The 15,506-nt window shown below is 61.0% G+C and carries 15 protein-coding genes and 1 pseudogene; 9 read left to right on the plus strand and 7 right to left on the minus strand.

Translation table 11 applies throughout. The annotated features are described in order from the left end of the window. The first annotated feature begins 65 nt into the window (after positions 1 to 65). The 6 genes from ABDX87_RS26860 to ABDX87_RS26885 all read left to right on the plus strand — a co-directional run bounded on the left by ABDX87_RS26860 (position 66) and on the right by ABDX87_RS26885 (position 7,105). Positions 66 to 1,463 (plus strand): PLP-dependent aminotransferase family protein, encoded by a 1,398-nt coding sequence (locus ABDX87_RS26860; RefSeq protein ID WP_346830616.1) that lies wholly within the window; start codon positions 66 to 68, stop codon positions 1,461 to 1,463. 130 nt (positions 1,464 to 1,593) lie between these two features. Then, a complete protein-coding gene (locus ABDX87_RS26865) occupies positions 1,594 to 3,894 on the plus strand; it encodes an ATP-dependent DNA helicase (protein ID WP_346833627.1) in 2,301 nt (766 codons plus the stop codon). A 173-nt stretch (positions 3,895 to 4,067) separates the two neighbouring features. Continuing rightward, on the plus strand, positions 4,068 to 5,714 hold the full coding sequence (pgm, locus tag ABDX87_RS26870; RefSeq protein WP_346830617.1) for a phosphoglucomutase (alpha-D-glucose-1,6-bisphosphate-dependent): 1,647 nt from the start codon (positions 4,068 to 4,070) through the stop codon (positions 5,712 to 5,714). A gap of 191 nt (positions 5,715 to 5,905) precedes the next feature. Then, positions 5,906 to 6,169, plus strand: a complete 264-nt coding sequence (locus tag ABDX87_RS26875; RefSeq protein WP_346830618.1) for a DUF6021 family protein — start codon at positions 5,906 to 5,908, stop codon at positions 6,167 to 6,169. A gap of 177 nt (positions 6,170 to 6,346) precedes the next feature. Further along, positions 6,347 to 6,682, plus strand: a complete 336-nt coding sequence (locus tag ABDX87_RS26880; RefSeq protein ID WP_346830619.1) for a glycine zipper domain-containing protein — start codon at positions 6,347 to 6,349, stop codon at positions 6,680 to 6,682. Between the two features lie 222 nt (positions 6,683 to 6,904). Further along, positions 6,905 to 7,105, plus strand: coding sequence for a DUF2934 domain-containing protein (locus tag ABDX87_RS26885; RefSeq protein WP_346830620.1), 201 nt, complete (start codon positions 6,905 to 6,907; stop codon positions 7,103 to 7,105). Between the two features lie 59 nt (positions 7,106 to 7,164). Here ABDX87_RS26885 and ABDX87_RS26890 read toward each other — a convergent pair whose 3' ends face one another. From ABDX87_RS26890 to mltA, 5 genes are all read right to left on the minus strand, one after another. Then, a complete protein-coding gene (locus ABDX87_RS26890) occupies positions 7,165 to 7,620 on the minus strand; it encodes a MarR family winged helix-turn-helix transcriptional regulator (protein ID WP_346830621.1) in 456 nt (151 codons plus the stop codon). Positions 7,621 to 7,777: 157 nt separating this feature from the next. Next, positions 7,778 to 8,074: a hypothetical protein gene (locus ABDX87_RS26895; protein ID WP_346830622.1), complete on the minus strand. Its 297-nt coding sequence runs from the start codon at positions 8,072 to 8,074 to the stop codon at positions 7,778 to 7,780. Positions 8,075 to 8,082: 8 nt separating this feature from the next. Further along, positions 8,083 to 8,955, minus strand: coding sequence for an MFS transporter (locus tag ABDX87_RS26900; RefSeq protein ID WP_346830623.1), 873 nt, complete (start codon positions 8,953 to 8,955; stop codon positions 8,083 to 8,085). A 144-nt stretch (positions 8,956 to 9,099) separates the two neighbouring features. Next, entirely contained in the window at positions 9,100 to 9,705 is a 606-nt protein-coding gene (locus tag ABDX87_RS26905) for a GNAT family N-acetyltransferase (RefSeq protein WP_346830624.1), read from the minus strand. A gap of 6 nt (positions 9,706 to 9,711) precedes the next feature. After that, positions 9,712 to 10,869: a murein transglycosylase A gene (gene mltA / locus ABDX87_RS26910; protein ID WP_346833628.1), complete on the minus strand. Its 1,158-nt coding sequence runs from the start codon at positions 10,867 to 10,869 to the stop codon at positions 9,712 to 9,714. Positions 10,870 to 11,160: 291 nt separating this feature from the next. Between mltA and ABDX87_RS26915 the strand changes: the two genes are divergently transcribed. The 3 genes and pseudogenes from ABDX87_RS26915 (at position 11,161) to ABDX87_RS29370 (ending at position 13,954) form a co-directional block, all read left to right on the plus strand. Next, positions 11,161 to 11,841: a hypothetical protein gene (locus tag ABDX87_RS26915; RefSeq protein WP_346830625.1), complete on the plus strand. Its 681-nt coding sequence runs from the start codon at positions 11,161 to 11,163 to the stop codon at positions 11,839 to 11,841. A 118-nt stretch (positions 11,842 to 11,959) separates the two neighbouring features. After that, a pseudogene (locus tag ABDX87_RS29365) lies at positions 11,960 to 13,081 on the plus strand (HAMP domain-containing protein); the annotation flags it as partial. Between the two features lie 27 nt (positions 13,082 to 13,108). Beyond that, complete coding sequence (locus ABDX87_RS29370) at positions 13,109 to 13,954, plus strand: methyl-accepting chemotaxis protein (protein WP_431061285.1); 846 nt, start codon at positions 13,109 to 13,111, stop codon at positions 13,952 to 13,954. A gap of 128 nt (positions 13,955 to 14,082) precedes the next feature. Here ABDX87_RS29370 and ABDX87_RS26925 read toward each other — a convergent pair whose 3' ends face one another. Together ABDX87_RS26925 and ABDX87_RS26930 are read right to left on the minus strand one after the other, a co-directional pair. Further along, positions 14,083 to 14,529, minus strand: coding sequence for a CBS domain-containing protein (locus ABDX87_RS26925; RefSeq protein ID WP_346830627.1), 447 nt, complete (start codon positions 14,527 to 14,529; stop codon positions 14,083 to 14,085). A 285-nt stretch (positions 14,530 to 14,814) separates the two neighbouring features. After that, positions 14,815 to 15,408: a GNAT family N-acetyltransferase gene (locus tag ABDX87_RS26930; protein ID WP_346830628.1), complete on the minus strand. Its 594-nt coding sequence runs from the start codon at positions 15,406 to 15,408 to the stop codon at positions 14,815 to 14,817. Positions 15,409 to 15,506 lie beyond the last annotated feature (98 nt).

The raw sequence follows: 15,506 nt of genomic DNA on the forward strand, positions 1-15,506 counted from the left end.
TCAACCGCTGCCCGGTGCATTTTTGTCATCGACCCTGCGCCTTGCGCACGGATGGGGTGTCTCCAATGAATAACAACAAGACCGATTTTGCCTACCAGATGGTGTACCGCTACCTGTCGAGGCTGACCAATGAGCTGCCCGAAGGACCGGCGGTCAAGTTGCCGTCGCTGCGTTTGCTGGCACGCCGGCTGCGCGTGTCGATTTCCACGGTGCAGAACGCCTACTCGTTGCTGGAAAAGGAAGGCCGTATCTGTTCGGTGCCCAAGTCCGGTTATTACGCATTGCCTCAGCCGTGCAACGACGTCCATTGCGAAGGTGACGATGTGCTCGAACGCTATCAAGCGAGCGTCCGGCGCTCGGACATGTTTGTCTTCGGCGCCGATGAGCCGACGCTGCTTCAGTCACTGGACGGGGCGCTGTTGAACCTCGAGCGCGATCTCATGCGCCATTACCCTTGTCAGCCCGATCCGCGCTTTCAGCCGTTTGGCGACATCGAATTGCGTACGGCATTGGCGGCGTCCTACACCTCGTCCGCCGAACGTTGCTGGCACCCGGACAATGTGTTTATCGGCCCGGACAAGACCGGTGTGTTGAAAACCGTTTTGAAAGCCCTTCAGCTTCGTGACAGTGCAGTGCTGGTTGAATCCCCGTGCGGCTGGAGCGTGCTGCGTACGCTGCAGTCCTTCGGCATCCGGGTCATTGAGTGGTGCGCAAATCCCGAGGGCGTCGTCGACACCGATGAGCTGAGCGGATTGTTGCGCCATGGCGACATCAAAATGGCGATTCTGTCGTCGCGCATGACCCCTGTTCGAGGGCGCGTCATGGCACTGGAGCAGCGTCAGCGGCTGGCTCAGGTGTTAAACCGGCATGGGCTGTGGGTCCTGGAAAACGACAGCCAGGGCGGGCTGTGTTTTGACGAGCAGGTCGAGCCGCTGCACACCTTCATCGACCCCGAGCGGCTGATGATACTCGGGGCGTTCGACAAGACGATCGGTCTTGAAGCACCGTTTGGTTACCTGTTGAGCCGCCACTCGCGGCCTCTCTGGCATCAGCAGATGCTGCTGCGCTCGTTTCGCCTGCCGCCGATCAGACAGAAAGCCATCGCACGTTTGTACAGCTCCGGGCAGTTGGACCGTCATCTGCAAAGCTTGCGCATCAGCCTTCAGGAGCGGACGACCCAGCTGGGGATGATGATCGAACACTATCTGGGTGACGACGTGCGTTTCGAGCGCCCCGGTGGCGGGGCGACGCTCTGGCTGGACAGTGCGCATCGCGTCGACATGACGCGGGTGTTCGAGCGTTTGCTGGATCAACGCATCGTTGTCGCACCCGGGGAGCTGTTCAGCGTGCGCGGTCTGCATCAGCAAAGCCTGTGCCTGAGCGGTGCGGCGGACTGGAGCCAGAACATCGAATCAATGCTGGTGATCATCAGAAACGCACTGATGCAGGAACGTTTGGTCTAGCGACCCGCCGATCCGTTTTGTTTGCCAGAGACGGCATACAGCTGCTATCTGTATGCCTGTCCAGTATTCAACCTTCGGCCAGCGTTACTTCGTGACCTCTATTCTCCCGCTCGAACCCGGTTCCGGCCCTATGGCCAGTGAGCTGCCTGTTGCTGCACCGAGTCCGGTGGTCGACCCGCAAGCCGGGTATACGGTCGCCGTGCGGGCGCTGTGCGAATTCACTGCCAAGGCCGGGGATCTCGATCTGCGCTTCACACCATCTCCCACCGCGCTGGAAGGCATCGCAGGCCATCGCACGGTCGCGGCGCGACGAGGACCGCAGTACCAGCCCGAAGTGGCCGTGAGCGGTGTCTATCATGAATTGACGGTGCGGGGCAGGGCAGACGGTTATGACGCCGCGCTCAATCAGCTGGAAGAAATCAAGACCTACCGTGGCGACCTTGAGGCAATGCCCGACAACCATCGACAGTTGCACTGGGCGCAGGCGAAGGTCTATGGCTGGCTGATCTGTCAGCAACTTCAGTTGGCTGAGGTGAACGTTGCGCTGGTCTATTTCAATATCGTCAGCGAGCAGGAAACGGTGATTCGCGAGCGGTATTCAGCGGCGCAACTCAAAGCGTTTTACGAGGCGCACTGCGAGATCTTCCTGCAGTGGGCGCGGCAGGAAGTGGCCCATGTTCAGGAGCGCAATCAGGCGCTGACCGCGCTCAGGTTTCCGCATCCCGAATTTCGCAGCGGCCAGCGGGTTTTGGCCGAGTCCGTCTATAAGGCTGTCAGCACGGGGCGCTGTCTGATGGCGCAGGCGCCGACCGGCATCGGCAAGACCATCGGCACGGTGTTCCCGATGCTCAAAGCGGCGCCGAGTCAGAAGCTGGACAAGGTGTTCTTCCTCACTGCTAAAACCCCAGGCCGCAAGCTGGCGCTCGACGCCTTGAGCGTGATCGGCCGCAGCGCGCCGCAACTCAGCTTGCGGGTGCTGGAACTGGTCGCCCGGGACAAGGCCTGCGAGTACCCGACCAACGCCTGCAACGGTGACTCCTGCCCGCTGGCCAAAGGCTTTTACGACCGGCTTCCGGCCGCGCGCAGCGAGGCGTTGACCTCTCCGTGGCTGGATCAGGCGGGTCTGCGCGATGTCGCGTTGCGGCATCAGGTCTGTCCGTATTACCTGAGCCAGGAGTTGGCGCGTTGGGCTGACGTGGTCATCGCCGATTACAACTATTATTTCGACCTCAGCGCCTTGCTGTTCGGGCTGTGCCAGTTCAATCAGTGGCGCGTTGCAGTGCTGGTGGACGAGGCGCACAACATGGTGGAACGCGCCCGGCAGATGTACAGCGCAAGCCTCGATCAGCACGCGATGAACCAGGTGCGACAGGTGGCGCCGGAGCCGTTGAAGAAATCCCTGCAACGGGTCAATCGTGAATGGAACGCGCTGCACAAGGATCAGGTCGCGCCGTATCAGGCTTACCCCGGTACGCCCGCGAAGTTTCTCGCCAGCCTCACGCTGTGCGTCGCGGCGTTCGGCGATTACTTCAACGACCATCCGCAGGCGGCGAATGGTGAGCTGCAACGTTTCTACTTCGACGCCCTTCAGTTCGGGCGCATTGCCGAGTTGTTCGACGCGCACTATCTGTTCGATATCAGCAAACGAGAGACAGGCAAAAAAGCGCTCTCGCGGTTGACCCTGCGCAACGTGGTCCCGGCGGGATTCGTGCGCCCGCGCCTGACCGCCGCTCGGAGCACGGTGCTGTTTTCTGCCACGCTCAACCCTCGTCACTACTACCGTGATCTGTTGGGGCTGCCGGATAACACGGCGTGGGTCGACGTGGAGTCGCCGTTCCAGCGCGCGCAACTGGACGTGCACATCGTCAGTCGCATTTCCACGCGTTACACCCACCGGCAGGCCTCGCTTGGACCGATTGTCGCGCTGATGGCCGAGCAGTTTCAGGCGCGGCCGGGCAACTACCTGGCGTTTTTCAGCAGTTTTGATTACTTGCAACAGGTGGCCGACTTGATGGCGGCAACCCATCCGCACGTTCCAATGTGGCAGCAGTCCCGTGGCATGGCTGAAGCCGACCGGCAGGCGTTTCTCGACCGCTTTACCCCGGACAGCCAAGGCGTGGGTTTCGCCGTGTTGGGCGGCGCCTTCGGCGAAGGGATCGACCTTCCAGGCGCGCGCTTGATTGGCGCCTTCATCGCGACCCTGGGGCTGGCGCAGATCAACCCCGTCAACGAGCAACTTAAACACCGCATGGGCCTGTTGTTCGGCGCGGGTTACGACTACACCTATCTTTACCCCGGCATGCAGAAAGTGGTGCAGGCCGCGGGGAGGGTGATTCGCGGGCAAGACGATCGCGGCGTGGTGATGCTGATCGATGACCGTTTCGCCGAACGCAAGATTCAGCAATTGTTGCCCGCCTGGTGGCAACTTTGAAGGCGCTCTGCTAATTGTCTCAAGCGTTTACGGATCGATAGCCGAGCAGGGCGGTCCAACTGCCAGTAAACTGCCGCGCTGTAGCGGGTTTCAGGCTTTTTTCGCTTCGCCGAGCATCTTTTATTTTTCGTTAGTCATTACTAATCACGGTTTTCCATCCACGGAGGTTTCGCATGAGTATCAGTCCATTCGCAGGCAAACTGGCGCCTGCAGAATTGCTGGTCGATCTTCCTCGCCTGGTGACGGCGTATTACACCGGTCAGCCGGACGCTTCTGTCGCCACCCAGCGGGTTTCGTTTGGTACTTCTGGCCACCGTGGCAGCTCGTTCGACCTGAGTTTCAACGAGTGGCATGTGCTGGCAATCAGTCAAGCCATCTGCCTGTATCGCCAGGCGAACGGCATCGACGGCCCGCTGTTTCTCGGGGCCGACACCCACGCGTTGTCCACGCCTGCCGCCGCGTCGGCGCTGGAGGTCCTGGCCGCCAACGGTGTCAACGTGATGATTTCCGAAGGTGACGAGTACACACCGACGCCCGCCGTGTCCCACGCCATCATTTGCTATAACCGCGGCCGCACATCAGGGCTTGCGGACGGTATCGTCATTACGCCGTCGCACAATCCGCCGGAGAGTGGCGGCTTCAAATACAACCCTACCAATGGCGGTCCGGCCGACTCCCACATCACCAAGTGGATCGAAAACAAGGCCAACGAACTGCTCGCCGAGAAAATCGTCGGCGTGACCCGCGTGACCCTGGAAAAGGCGCTGCGCGCCGACACCACTCACCGCCATGACTACCTCAATACATACGTCGCCGACTTGAAAAACGTCATCGATATGGACGCGATTCGTGGCGCCAACCTGCGTCTGGGCGTCGATCCACTGGGCGGCGCGGGCGTGCGCTACTGGTCGGCGATCGGTGAGCACTACGGCCTGAACCTCGACGTGGTGAACAAGTTCGTCGACCCGACCTTCCGCTTCATGAGCGTCGACTGGGACGGCAAGATCCGCATGGACCCGTCGTCGAACTTCGCGATGCAAGGTCTGATCGGTCTCAAGGACCGTTTTCAGGTGGCCTTCGCCTGCGACCCGGACCACGACCGCCACGGCATCGTGACCCCGACCGGTGGCCTGCTGGCGCCGAACAATTACCTCGCGGTGTCCATCGACTACCTGTTCCAGAACCGCCCTGACTGGCGCGCCGACGCGGCAGTGGGCAAGACGGTGGTCAGCAGCGGCATGATCGACCGCGTGACTCAGCGTCTGGGTCGTCGCCTGTACGAGGTGCCGGTGGGCTTCAAGTTCTTCGCCGAAGGCTTGTATGACGGTTCATTGGGCTTCGGTGGCGAGGAGAGCGCGGGTGCGTCGTTCCTGCGCCGTGACGGTACGGTCTGGACCACGGACAAGGATGGTCTGATCCCGGCGTTGCTGGCGGCCGAAATCCGCGCTCGCAAGGGGCGTGATCCGAGCGAAATGTACAAGGCGCTGACGGATGAGTTAGGCGAACCGGTGTCGACCCGCGTTGAGGCCAAGGCCAACTTCGAGCAGAAGGCTTTGCTGAGCAAGCTGTCGCCGGAGCAAGTGACCTCGACGGAACTGGCGGGCGAGAAGATCACCGCCATCCTGAGCAAGGCGCCGGGCAACGATCAGGCGATTGGCGGTTTGAAGGTCATGACCGAGAATGGCTGGTTTGCAGCGCGTCCTTCGGGCACTGAAGACATTTACAAGATCTATGCCGAGAGCTTCAAGGGCGAGGAGCACCTCAAGCGCCTGGTGGCCGAGGCGCAGGTGTTGGTCGATGGCGCGATCGCGCCAAAATAAGCCCGCTTCCGGCACCGGGTCCCCGGTGCCTGCCCGATGTCAAGGGTGGCGTTGAACGACGCCATCTTCGACTCAGGCGTCTGCCCGTATGGGGCGATTGCCACCGCTCGTCCATCTCCGGGCACTCCTGACTCCCTCACGTATCCCATGTCTACGCGCGGTTATCGTGCGCAAAAACGAGGAGAGTCGAGATGGAGATCAATCCAAACGCGCCCGGCAACATTTCCCAGAAAGGCGTAAACAGCCAGGCCGACAACGAAACCGGCTTCGACCCGCGCGCGCAGGGCGGTGCGGGTCAACCAGACCCTGCGGATGAAGAGCTGGGATTCGACCCCGAGTCGCCTGATGTGTCCGATCCGGCTGTGGACCCTCTGCATCCCGCGCGAACCAGCAACGATCCTGATCCCTCTGCGGACGATCACAAGAAAACGGGCTCTGTGCCGGGCGGCCGTTGATCAGCCCTTGTGCGCGCCCGACACGTCGTCGGGCAATCCGGTTTGAGGGTCCCAGGACGCTCGCAGCTGACGCACAGACCCGCTCTGGCACGCTCCATGCGTTCTTTTATTTAATTCGGAACAAATAGATTCCGGCTTTGGTCAACCCATTTCGACACCCTGAATTCGGTAATCCCTATGAACCAGACGATCAATAATCTGACCGATACCTTGAGCGACAATCTGTACGAGAAAACCCGTGCTCAGTTGAATACGTTTCTCGATGAAACCAACGCATTGCTCGCTGCTGGGGATGCGCTGAATGAAGACCGGACCGCGCTGGCGCGGGAGCGGTTGGCAGCCTTTCTGAAGGGTTCTGCGGAGGCTGCGGTCCATGTGGAGGGGCAGCCGCCTGTCACTCGGGTTCTGAATGATGCCAGGCATTACGTCAAAGCCAATCCGTGGATTGCGCTAGGCGCGGCGGCGGGCGTCGGGCTGCTCGTCAGTCTGCTGCTTAAACGTAACCATCCTTGAGGAGGACTCTTCGTGAAGCGCCATCGCGGAATCTTAACGATGCGCAGAGAACCCGGGGGCCGGTTCTCGCTTGCCAGTTCGCATAAACGCTGTGAGAGCACGTCTGTGCCCTGGGCTCAATACCGTCTTGTCTCCGGCTTGTCGGGACATCAGGTCGATACGGACCTTGAGGTGTACCCGCGGGCGGGGAACGGACTGCAGAGATATGAAAGGGGGGCATGCATGAATGTCGACGAAGAGACTGTTCGTCAACTCGCGCAATTGATTTGGGAGACCGAAGGGCGGCCTGAGGGGCAGGACGCGCGGCATTGGGAGATGGCGACGAAACTCGCTGAATCGGCCGCCATGGCACCGGTGCGCAACGCTCATCGGGCGACCGTCAACACCCTGTTTCCGGCGCCTGATGAGGAGCCGGATCGTTAGTCAGCGTGAATCGACACCTGAGCGGTACCTGTGCTGGTGATCGGCTTGGATGAGCCGGTTCAGGCGTCACCCGACTGCAATTTGTCGAGCAGCGATCGTGCGAAGTCTTCCGAGGCGATGAAGTCCAGCGCTTCACGCAGCTTTACGGTCTCTTCCACGCCAAAGGTCTTGTCGAATACCTGAGACACGCGTTCGGAAATCTTGCGGGCTTCGGCGTATTTCTTCTGGCCCGCTTCCGTCAGCAGCACGCGCCGGCTGCGACGATCGGATTCGTCGACTTGCAGCTCTACCAAGCCATCGCGGACCAGGGGTTTGAGGGTATGGCCCAAGGCCGAAAGGTCCATGACCAGGACCTGAGCGAGATCGCGCATCTTGGGCTGACCGCTGCGCGCGATTTGCGACAGCAATGAATACTGGGTGGCTTTCAACCCGCAGGCCACGAAAGCGTCATCGTAGATTTGACCCAAGCGGCGAGAAGCCCGACGCACGGAGCCATTGGCGCAACTGCTGGCCATGGCGGGATCTGAACAAGATGTCGCGTGTTTCAAAGCGATGTTACTCATTGCGGACAAAGATAGGCGGGATTATGCCTGCCCAGTCATTCGGGACAAGGTTTTTTCGGCCCGCCGGTTGATGACACGGTGTCGCAGCTGCATGACCCATCACGTGCAATCAAGCCTGACTCGCGGCGTCCCGCGCGAATCGTTGCTCTGCGCGGCGCGCATCGGTCAGCGCCCAATACCACATCCCCAACCCGCCCAGGGTCAGCGCTGCGGCCGCATAGCCGGTGGCTGGCAAGCTAAAACCGGCGGCGATGACGATACCGCCGACCCACGGGCCAATGGCATTGGCGAGGTTGAACGCACTCTGCACCAGCGCGCCCGCCAGGGATTGAGCGTGGGGCGCGACGTCCATCAGGCGGGTTTGCAGTATCGCGGCAAGCCCCACGCCGCAACCGATGAAGAACACCAGCGGGATCAGCAGCCACAGGTTTTCAGGGCCGAGGGGTAAAGGGCGAGTACCAGTGCCGTGAAACCCAGTGAAATACCGGCGGCGCGCATGGTGGCGCGATCCGCCGCCCAGCCGCAGACCAGGTTACCGACCGTCGTGCCCAGGCCGAACACGGCCATGACCACGGGAATCATGAAGTTCGACGCGTGGGTCACTTCGATCAGGGTCGCCGCCAGGTAGGTGTAAACACAGAACACACCACCGAACCCGATACCCGCGATGCCCAGCGTCAGCCACACCTGCCGGGAGCGCAGCGCATTGAGTTCGCGCAGCGGGCTGGCATCAGCTTGCGCAGGCGAGGCGGGCGCCAGGCTGCGAATCAGCAAGGCGGTGATCGCCGCCAGCACCGCGACGATGGCCATGCCCCAGCGCCACCCGACGGTCTGGCCGATCCAGGTGGCGAACGGCACGCCGATGATGGTGGCGATGGTCAGCCCCATGAACACGCGGGACACCGCTTGGGCGCGCTGGTTTTTCGGGACCAGCGAGGCGGCGAGGAGCATCGCGACACCAAAGTAGGCGCCGTGAGGAAAGCCACTGAGAAATCGGAAGAACACCAACCACGGCAGGCTCGGTGCAATCGCGCTGAGGGCGTTGGCGATGCCGATGAAGGCCGCGAGCCCCACCAATAATGCCCGGCGCGGGAGCCTCACGCCCAACACCATGATCACCGGAGAGCCGACGACCACACCCAGTGCGTAGGCGCTGATGGCATGTCCGGTCAGCGGTTGGGTGGTCTGAAAGTCGCTCGCAATGAACGGCAGCAGCGTCATGGACGCGAATTCGGTCGTGCCAATCGCGAACGCGCCCATGGCGAGTGCGAAGAGCAGCCAGCCCATATGAAATTCATCGGGAGTAGTGGTGGTGGTATTCATCTGAGGAACTGACGTAGGAATGAAGGAAGACAGACGTCCTGTTATACCTGAAACCGGTTTCAGATCAACCCGAAACCGGTTTTGAGAACAGGCGCCGCACTGGAAGGATCAGCGCAAACGCTCGATCTTCTGCTGCAACATGGCTTTCACGTGCGCCCACTCATCGTCGATGATGCTGAACCGTACCGAATTACGCTTGCGGCCATCGGGCATGATGCGTTCATGGCGCACGATGCCTTCCTGCGTCGCGCCGATGCGCAGGATGGCCGCCCGGGACTTTTCGTTGAGCTCGTCTGTCGTGAACTGCACGCGCACGCACTGCATCACCTCGAACGCATACGTCAGCAGCAGGTATTTCATTTCGGTGTTCAGGCCTGAACGCTGGACCGACTGGCTCAGCCAGGTATGGCCGATTTCCAGCTTGCGGTTCTTGCGGTCGATCTTCCAGAAGCGTGTGCTGCCCACTATCTGCCCCGTGTCACGGCGTACGATGGCAAAGGGCATGACGGTGCCCGCCTGGCGCCCGGCCAGTGCGGTCGCGATATAGGCATCGACGGTCGCCGGTCCCGGCACGACCGTAACCTTCATATTCCAGAGCTCGCCATCCCCCGCAGCCTGCAACAGCCGCGCGGCATGTTCGGCCTGCAATGGCACCAACGCCACGGCGTCGCCGGTCAGCGTCACCGTTTCACTCGCTATCGGTTCTGCACTCATGCGCCGTCATCCCTTGGGTTTGGCGTTAGGCAATGCTGCGCCTTTGGGCCACAACATCCAGATTTGTCCTTGTTGTTTCATGTTGCCCGCCAGTTCGCCCGCGGCATCGCCGGTGCCCCAGAACATGTCGGCACGGACTTCGCCGGCAATAGCGCCGCCGGTGTCTTGCGCGGCAACGGGCCGAACCAGCGGCGTGCCGTCAGGTCGGGTCGAAGACAACCACAGCAGGCTGCCCAGCGGAATCACCTTGCGGTCGATGGCCACACTGTAACCGGCCGTCAGCGGCACATTGAGCGACCCGCGTGGGCCTTCGTTGCTGTCAGGGCGCAGGGTAAAGAACACGTAGCTCGGGTTGCTCCCCAGCAGCTCATTGACCCGCTCGGGATGGGCGATGGCCCAGTCACGAATCCGGCCCATCGACACCTCGTCCTTGGTCAACTGGCCTTGTTCCACCAGCCAGCGACCGACCGGTTTGTACGGATGGCCGTTCTGGTCGGCGTAGGCGATGCGCAGCTGCCGGCCGTTGTCGAGTTGCACCCGGCCCGAACCCTGAATCTGTAGGAATTGCAGGTCAATAGGATTTTCCAGCCAGGCGAGCACCGGTGCGTTAACGCCTTTCTCGCCGATGGTGGCGGCGTCGTCGTAAGGACGCAGGACACGACCGTCCAGGCGGCCGCGCAAGCGTTTGCCCTTGAGTTCAGGGTAGATGCTGTCGAGGTTGACGATGATCAGGTCATCCGGCACGCCATAGATCGCCACCGGGTGTTGATCGTTGTGCTGTTCGCTGCCTTTGTAAATCGGCTCGTAGTACCCGGTGATCAGGCCGTTGGCGCCATGCTCCGACGACCGCAGGCTATAGACCTGCAGCTGGTTCTTGAGAAAGTCGCGAACCGCAGCAGGGTTCGGTTGTACCTGTGCGGCCATGGCGCAGGTGGGGCCCCAGACCGGGTCTTTGGCCAGACGCTTGCACGCTGAAAACCAGCTGTTGTAACCCGCCATCAAGTCCTGGTCGCTGACGGCGGGCAGCTTGTCCCATTCCACGCTGACGTACGTCGTGGCCTCGGAAGGTTTGGTTTTGGGCGCGCCACCGTCGCAGGCAGCGAGCAGTGCGATCAGCGGAGCGAGGCAGAACAAAAAGCGGCGCCAGTGCAGGCTTGTGGTCATCACGCGGGGTGTTTCCTGAAAACAAAGTGAAGGCGGCTAGCTTGGTGAAAGGTGAGGGCGGCGTCAAATCCCGGAAGCGTCGCAGGGCGGGATCGACCTCGAGCCAGACCCGCCTTTGAGCCCGATATCATCCGCTTGTCGCACTTTTTGCCGATTTGCGGCTCTATCCATGGCCAGGACGTGACGATCCGCGTGACGTCCAGATGCTGAAGCTTGTGATCGATGGTCTGTGTTTCTTGCTGTTCTTACTTCCACCGCAGCGTTCGCGCAACGCTTGCGGTGTGCACGCTGATGCTCTGCGCCGCCGGTTGCACCCGACAGGACGGGCGCGACGTGGCGACACAATTCAGCGAAACCCGCCCTCAGGAGTTTTTCCAGACCAGCGTGGATCGCATGGCAACACTGGCCATGCACGACAACCTGGAAAGTTTGTATCTTTTGATGAACAAGCTGTACCTGCGCAACCCGGCAGAGTGGCGCAAGTCAGGATTCGTCGACGCGCGGTCCGCCGAGCGCAATGTGCGCAACGCCATCGAGCAGCGAACACCTTTGGCGCAATTGGGCAATCGCCGTGACCTTGCCGCCCTGAGCTATGCCTTGAGCCCTGAATTCCTCGGAGACCGTGTCGGCGCCTTTATCTACGCCATCGGCAGTATGCTGGTCACCGCGCACGGCGGGCGACTTGAGTTTTTCATGACCGACCAGATCAACCCCACATTTGTCAGCAACGCCGCGCGTAACATCGAGAAAGCCACCTGGTTGCTGAGCCAGCGCCAGAATGCCAACGGCGAGTTGATGCTGTTTTCGAACGAGATTTCGGAAGAAGGCAGCAACCTCAGTTTTGCCACCGAATTCGGCAAGATCGTCGCGCGCCTGGACCTGCTGACGCAGATGCTCGACGAGCGCTACCGACGGATCGGTCTGAACTACGCCCAGAGCCTGCTGTTCCTGAATTTCCTGCCGGTGCAGTGATCTTTCCAGCGGTGATGAAACCTTTCATCGCCGAGGCTCATCCTTCCTTTTTTTCAGTCGATAACTCTTTTGGCGTTGTGCAAAAACAACAACAAATTTTCAAGCCAAGGGGTCGACGATGTTTAAAACAGTGCAGGCGCGCTATACGGTCATATTTGTGGCGCTGATCGTCGTGATCGCGGTCATTACCGAACAGGGTATCGAATACCTCGTTACGCCCAAGGTTCGTGCTTCGCAAGAGCAACTGGTGCTCAATCAGGTCGATCAGATCGGCACGCGGATTCTCTCTGACCTGGCCAGGGTCGAAGCCCAGTCCCGGGCCATTACTCAGGCGGTGCCGCTGCTGGACAGCGATGCCATCGACAAGGTGCTGCCGGGTCTTGTCGACCAATACGGTGACGCCAAGGTCTTCGGCGGCGGCGTCTGGCCGATGCCGGACAAGCGCACGCCGGGTCGCAACAAACACAGCACGTTCTATCACCGCGATGGCAGCGGCCAACTGGTGGTGAGCACTTACTGGAACTCCGATCCGGCGCCCAACTATTGGGAACAGCCTTGGCACCGCGCCGGGCAGAACGCGCCCAAAGGCAAGTGCGCCTGGGCAGCGGCCTATCAGGACGAAGCCAGCCCGCAGCCGCGCACCAACTGCGCCATGGGCATCTACAAGGACGGCGCGTTGTACGGGGTGTCGACCATCGACGTCACGCTGGGCTTCTTTAACGGCCTGATTCAGGAGAAGGAAAAGGACATCCAGGGCCAGGTCATGATCGTCGAGCGTGACGGCAAGGTGCTGACCAACCAGAGCCGCATTCCCGGGGACATCATCCTCAAGAACATCTCGGCGTTCAGCGGCCAGTCGATGTTCGCCAAATCCATTCAGGACGGCCTGACTCAGGTTTCCGGCGACGCTGTGTATTCCCGAGAATACAAGGACCCGCAACTGGGCGACCTGACGTTCTTTCTGCGTCCGGTCGTCGGTACGCCCTGGTTGATTGCCACGTCGCTGCCGACGTCGATGCTCACCGCCAGCAGCACCGATGTGATGAAAACCCTCGGCTGGCTGCAGATCCCGCTGGTGCTTGTGCTACTGGCGGTGCTGGGTTTGGCCTTCAGTCGCCTGCTGGGCCGACTGACCGTGCTGCGCAACAACATCGACGCACTGTCCTCGGGTGAGGCCGATCTGACCCGGCGTATCCCGATCAAAGGCCAGGACGAACTGGATGCCGTGGGTCAGTCGGTGAACAAATTCATCGCCTTCCAGCAGGCCATGATCGTCGAGGTCCGCAGCGGCACCGAACAGATCTCCGCAGGCCTGGTGCAGTTGCAGGACCAGTCGCGCAACATCAACCAGATCCTCAATCGCCACGCGTCGGAAACCGATCAGGCTGTCACCGCGATCAACGAAATGAGCGCCACTGCCGACAGCGTTGCCGAAAGCGCCACGCAGACGGCCAGCTTTACCCAATCGGCCAACGATGCAGCGAAACGCTCGAGGGATGTGGTGGATGAGGCGTCGGTCAGCGTTCTGGCGCTGGTGGCCGAGGTTGAAGACGCGACCCAATACGTGCAGGAAATGCAGGTCGATGCCAAGCGCATTACCGATGTGCTCGGTGTGATCGGCGGGATCGCCCAGCAAACCAACCTGTTGGCGCTCAACGCGGCCATCGAGGCGGCGCGGGCGGGCGAGCAGGGCCGGGGCTTTGCGGTGGTGGCCGATGAAGTACGGGCGCTGGCGGGACGTACCCAACAGAGCACGTCGGAAATCAACGAGATGCTGGTGCGACTGGAACAGGGCGTGAGCACCGCTGTGGGCGCCATGCAGAAAACCAAGGTCAGTTGCCAATCCACCGCCGACCGCACCTCGCGGGTCAACGAAGGGCTGGACGGGATGGCAGGTTCGGTGCTGCGCATCCACGACCTCAGCGCCCATATCGCCACGGCCGCTGAACAGCAAAGCGCTGTGACCGAGGAGATCAATCAGAACATGGTCGCGATTAGGCACATGGTGGGGGAACTGGTCGGTTGCGGTCAGCAGACCGATACCAGCGTCGACGCACTGGTGGCGTCCAACGAAAGGCTGGTGGCGATGATTGATCGTTTCAAGGTGCGTTGAAACGATTCAGGCGTTAACCCTGTAGGCGTGAGTCTGCTCGCGATTGCGTTGATTCAGCCACCCTCAACGTGTCTGATGTACCGATCGCGAGCAAGCCCACGCCTACAGGTCTGGATGCTGCCGTTAACTCAATAACTCTCGCCGCGAATGTATTCCTGCATTTTGTCGATCAGTCTGGCCTGTTCGGCGATGGCGGCCTTGACCAGGTCACCGATCGACAGCAAACCCACCAGATGGCCATGTTCCACCACCGGCAGGTGGCGCAGGCGGCGGTCAGTCATGATCTGCATGCAGTGATCGACCGTCGCGTGCGGACCCACCGTTTTCACATCATGGGTCATGATTTCACTCACCGGCGTGCCCACCGAGGCGCGCCCGGCCAGTTCCATCTTGCGTGCGTAATCGCGCTCGCTGACGATCCCGACCACCTTGCCGCCCTGAACCACCGGTACGGCACCGATGTTCATCTCGGCCATCAATTTGATCGCGTCGATGACCATCTGGTCCGGTCTGACGGTATGAACTTCATCGTGGTGCTTGTCTTTCAACTTCAGTAGTTCGGCTACGGTCGTCATGCTGGCCTCTCCGGCGCGTATTTGTGAGCTCCGCCACCTTGTCGGGCGGTGCATACAGAATCGTAGAGAGATGGCATTCCGGCAAGTTCGAAAGCGCCATGGGGTGCGTGAAAATCGCGAACCGTGGGTTTGAGGGTCGTTTTCACACCACGCGGGCGTTGGTTTTGCTCGCCGCAACCGTTTCGCGCATGAAGGGCCGGGACGCAGCGGCAGCTTGCAAGGCAGGATCGTCCTGCCGTTGAGTGGCGTCGGAACAAGCGGGCTTCCAACGTGTCGGGAAAATAATCAGGCGGGTGTGTCCGGGGCCTTGCGCCTTGGCCGCGAGATCACCGATTCGATGTTCTTGCGTCCTATCAGCAATGGGCTTTTGGCCTTGCGTGAGGCGGGCATCTCGGCCAGCCATTTGTACATCACCAGGCAGTCGACCATCCCCAGCTTTGCGTGGCGATAGGCGCGGGGCAGGCGGCCGACGACCTCGAAACCGAGTTTTTTCCACAGCGCGACGGCGACCTCGTTGGTCGACACCACGGAATTGAATTGCATGGCAGAAAAGCCGCTGTCGACGGCCAGTTGCTGCGAGTGCTCGCACATCAACCGCGCGACGCCTCGGCCTCGCGCCGCCGGCGTGACCATGTAGCCGCAGTTGGACACGTGACTACCAGGCCCGGCTGCGTTGGCCTTGAGGTAATAGCTGCCGAGCAACACGCCGTCTTCCTCGGCGATCAGCGTGTGCAGCGGGTATTCGAGCCACAGGTGCAGGGCTTGCTCGTATGTCAGGCCAGGGTCGTAGGCGTAGGTTTCCTGAGCCTGGACCACCGCCTGGAACGTGGGCCAGAAACCCTTGAAATCTTCGGCGGTCATGGGGCGGAGTTGAATCATGGGTGTTCCAAGGAATTGAGAAAAGCCATTGTAGGAGCCGGCTTGCTGGCGAATGCGGTCAGCCATTCAACATCAGATTGTCTGGTCGGACGCATTCG

The sequence above is a fragment of the Pseudomonas abietaniphila genome (assembly GCF_039697315.1).
GTDB lineage: Bacteria > Pseudomonadota > Gammaproteobacteria > Pseudomonadales > Pseudomonadaceae > Aquipseudomonas > Aquipseudomonas abietaniphila_B.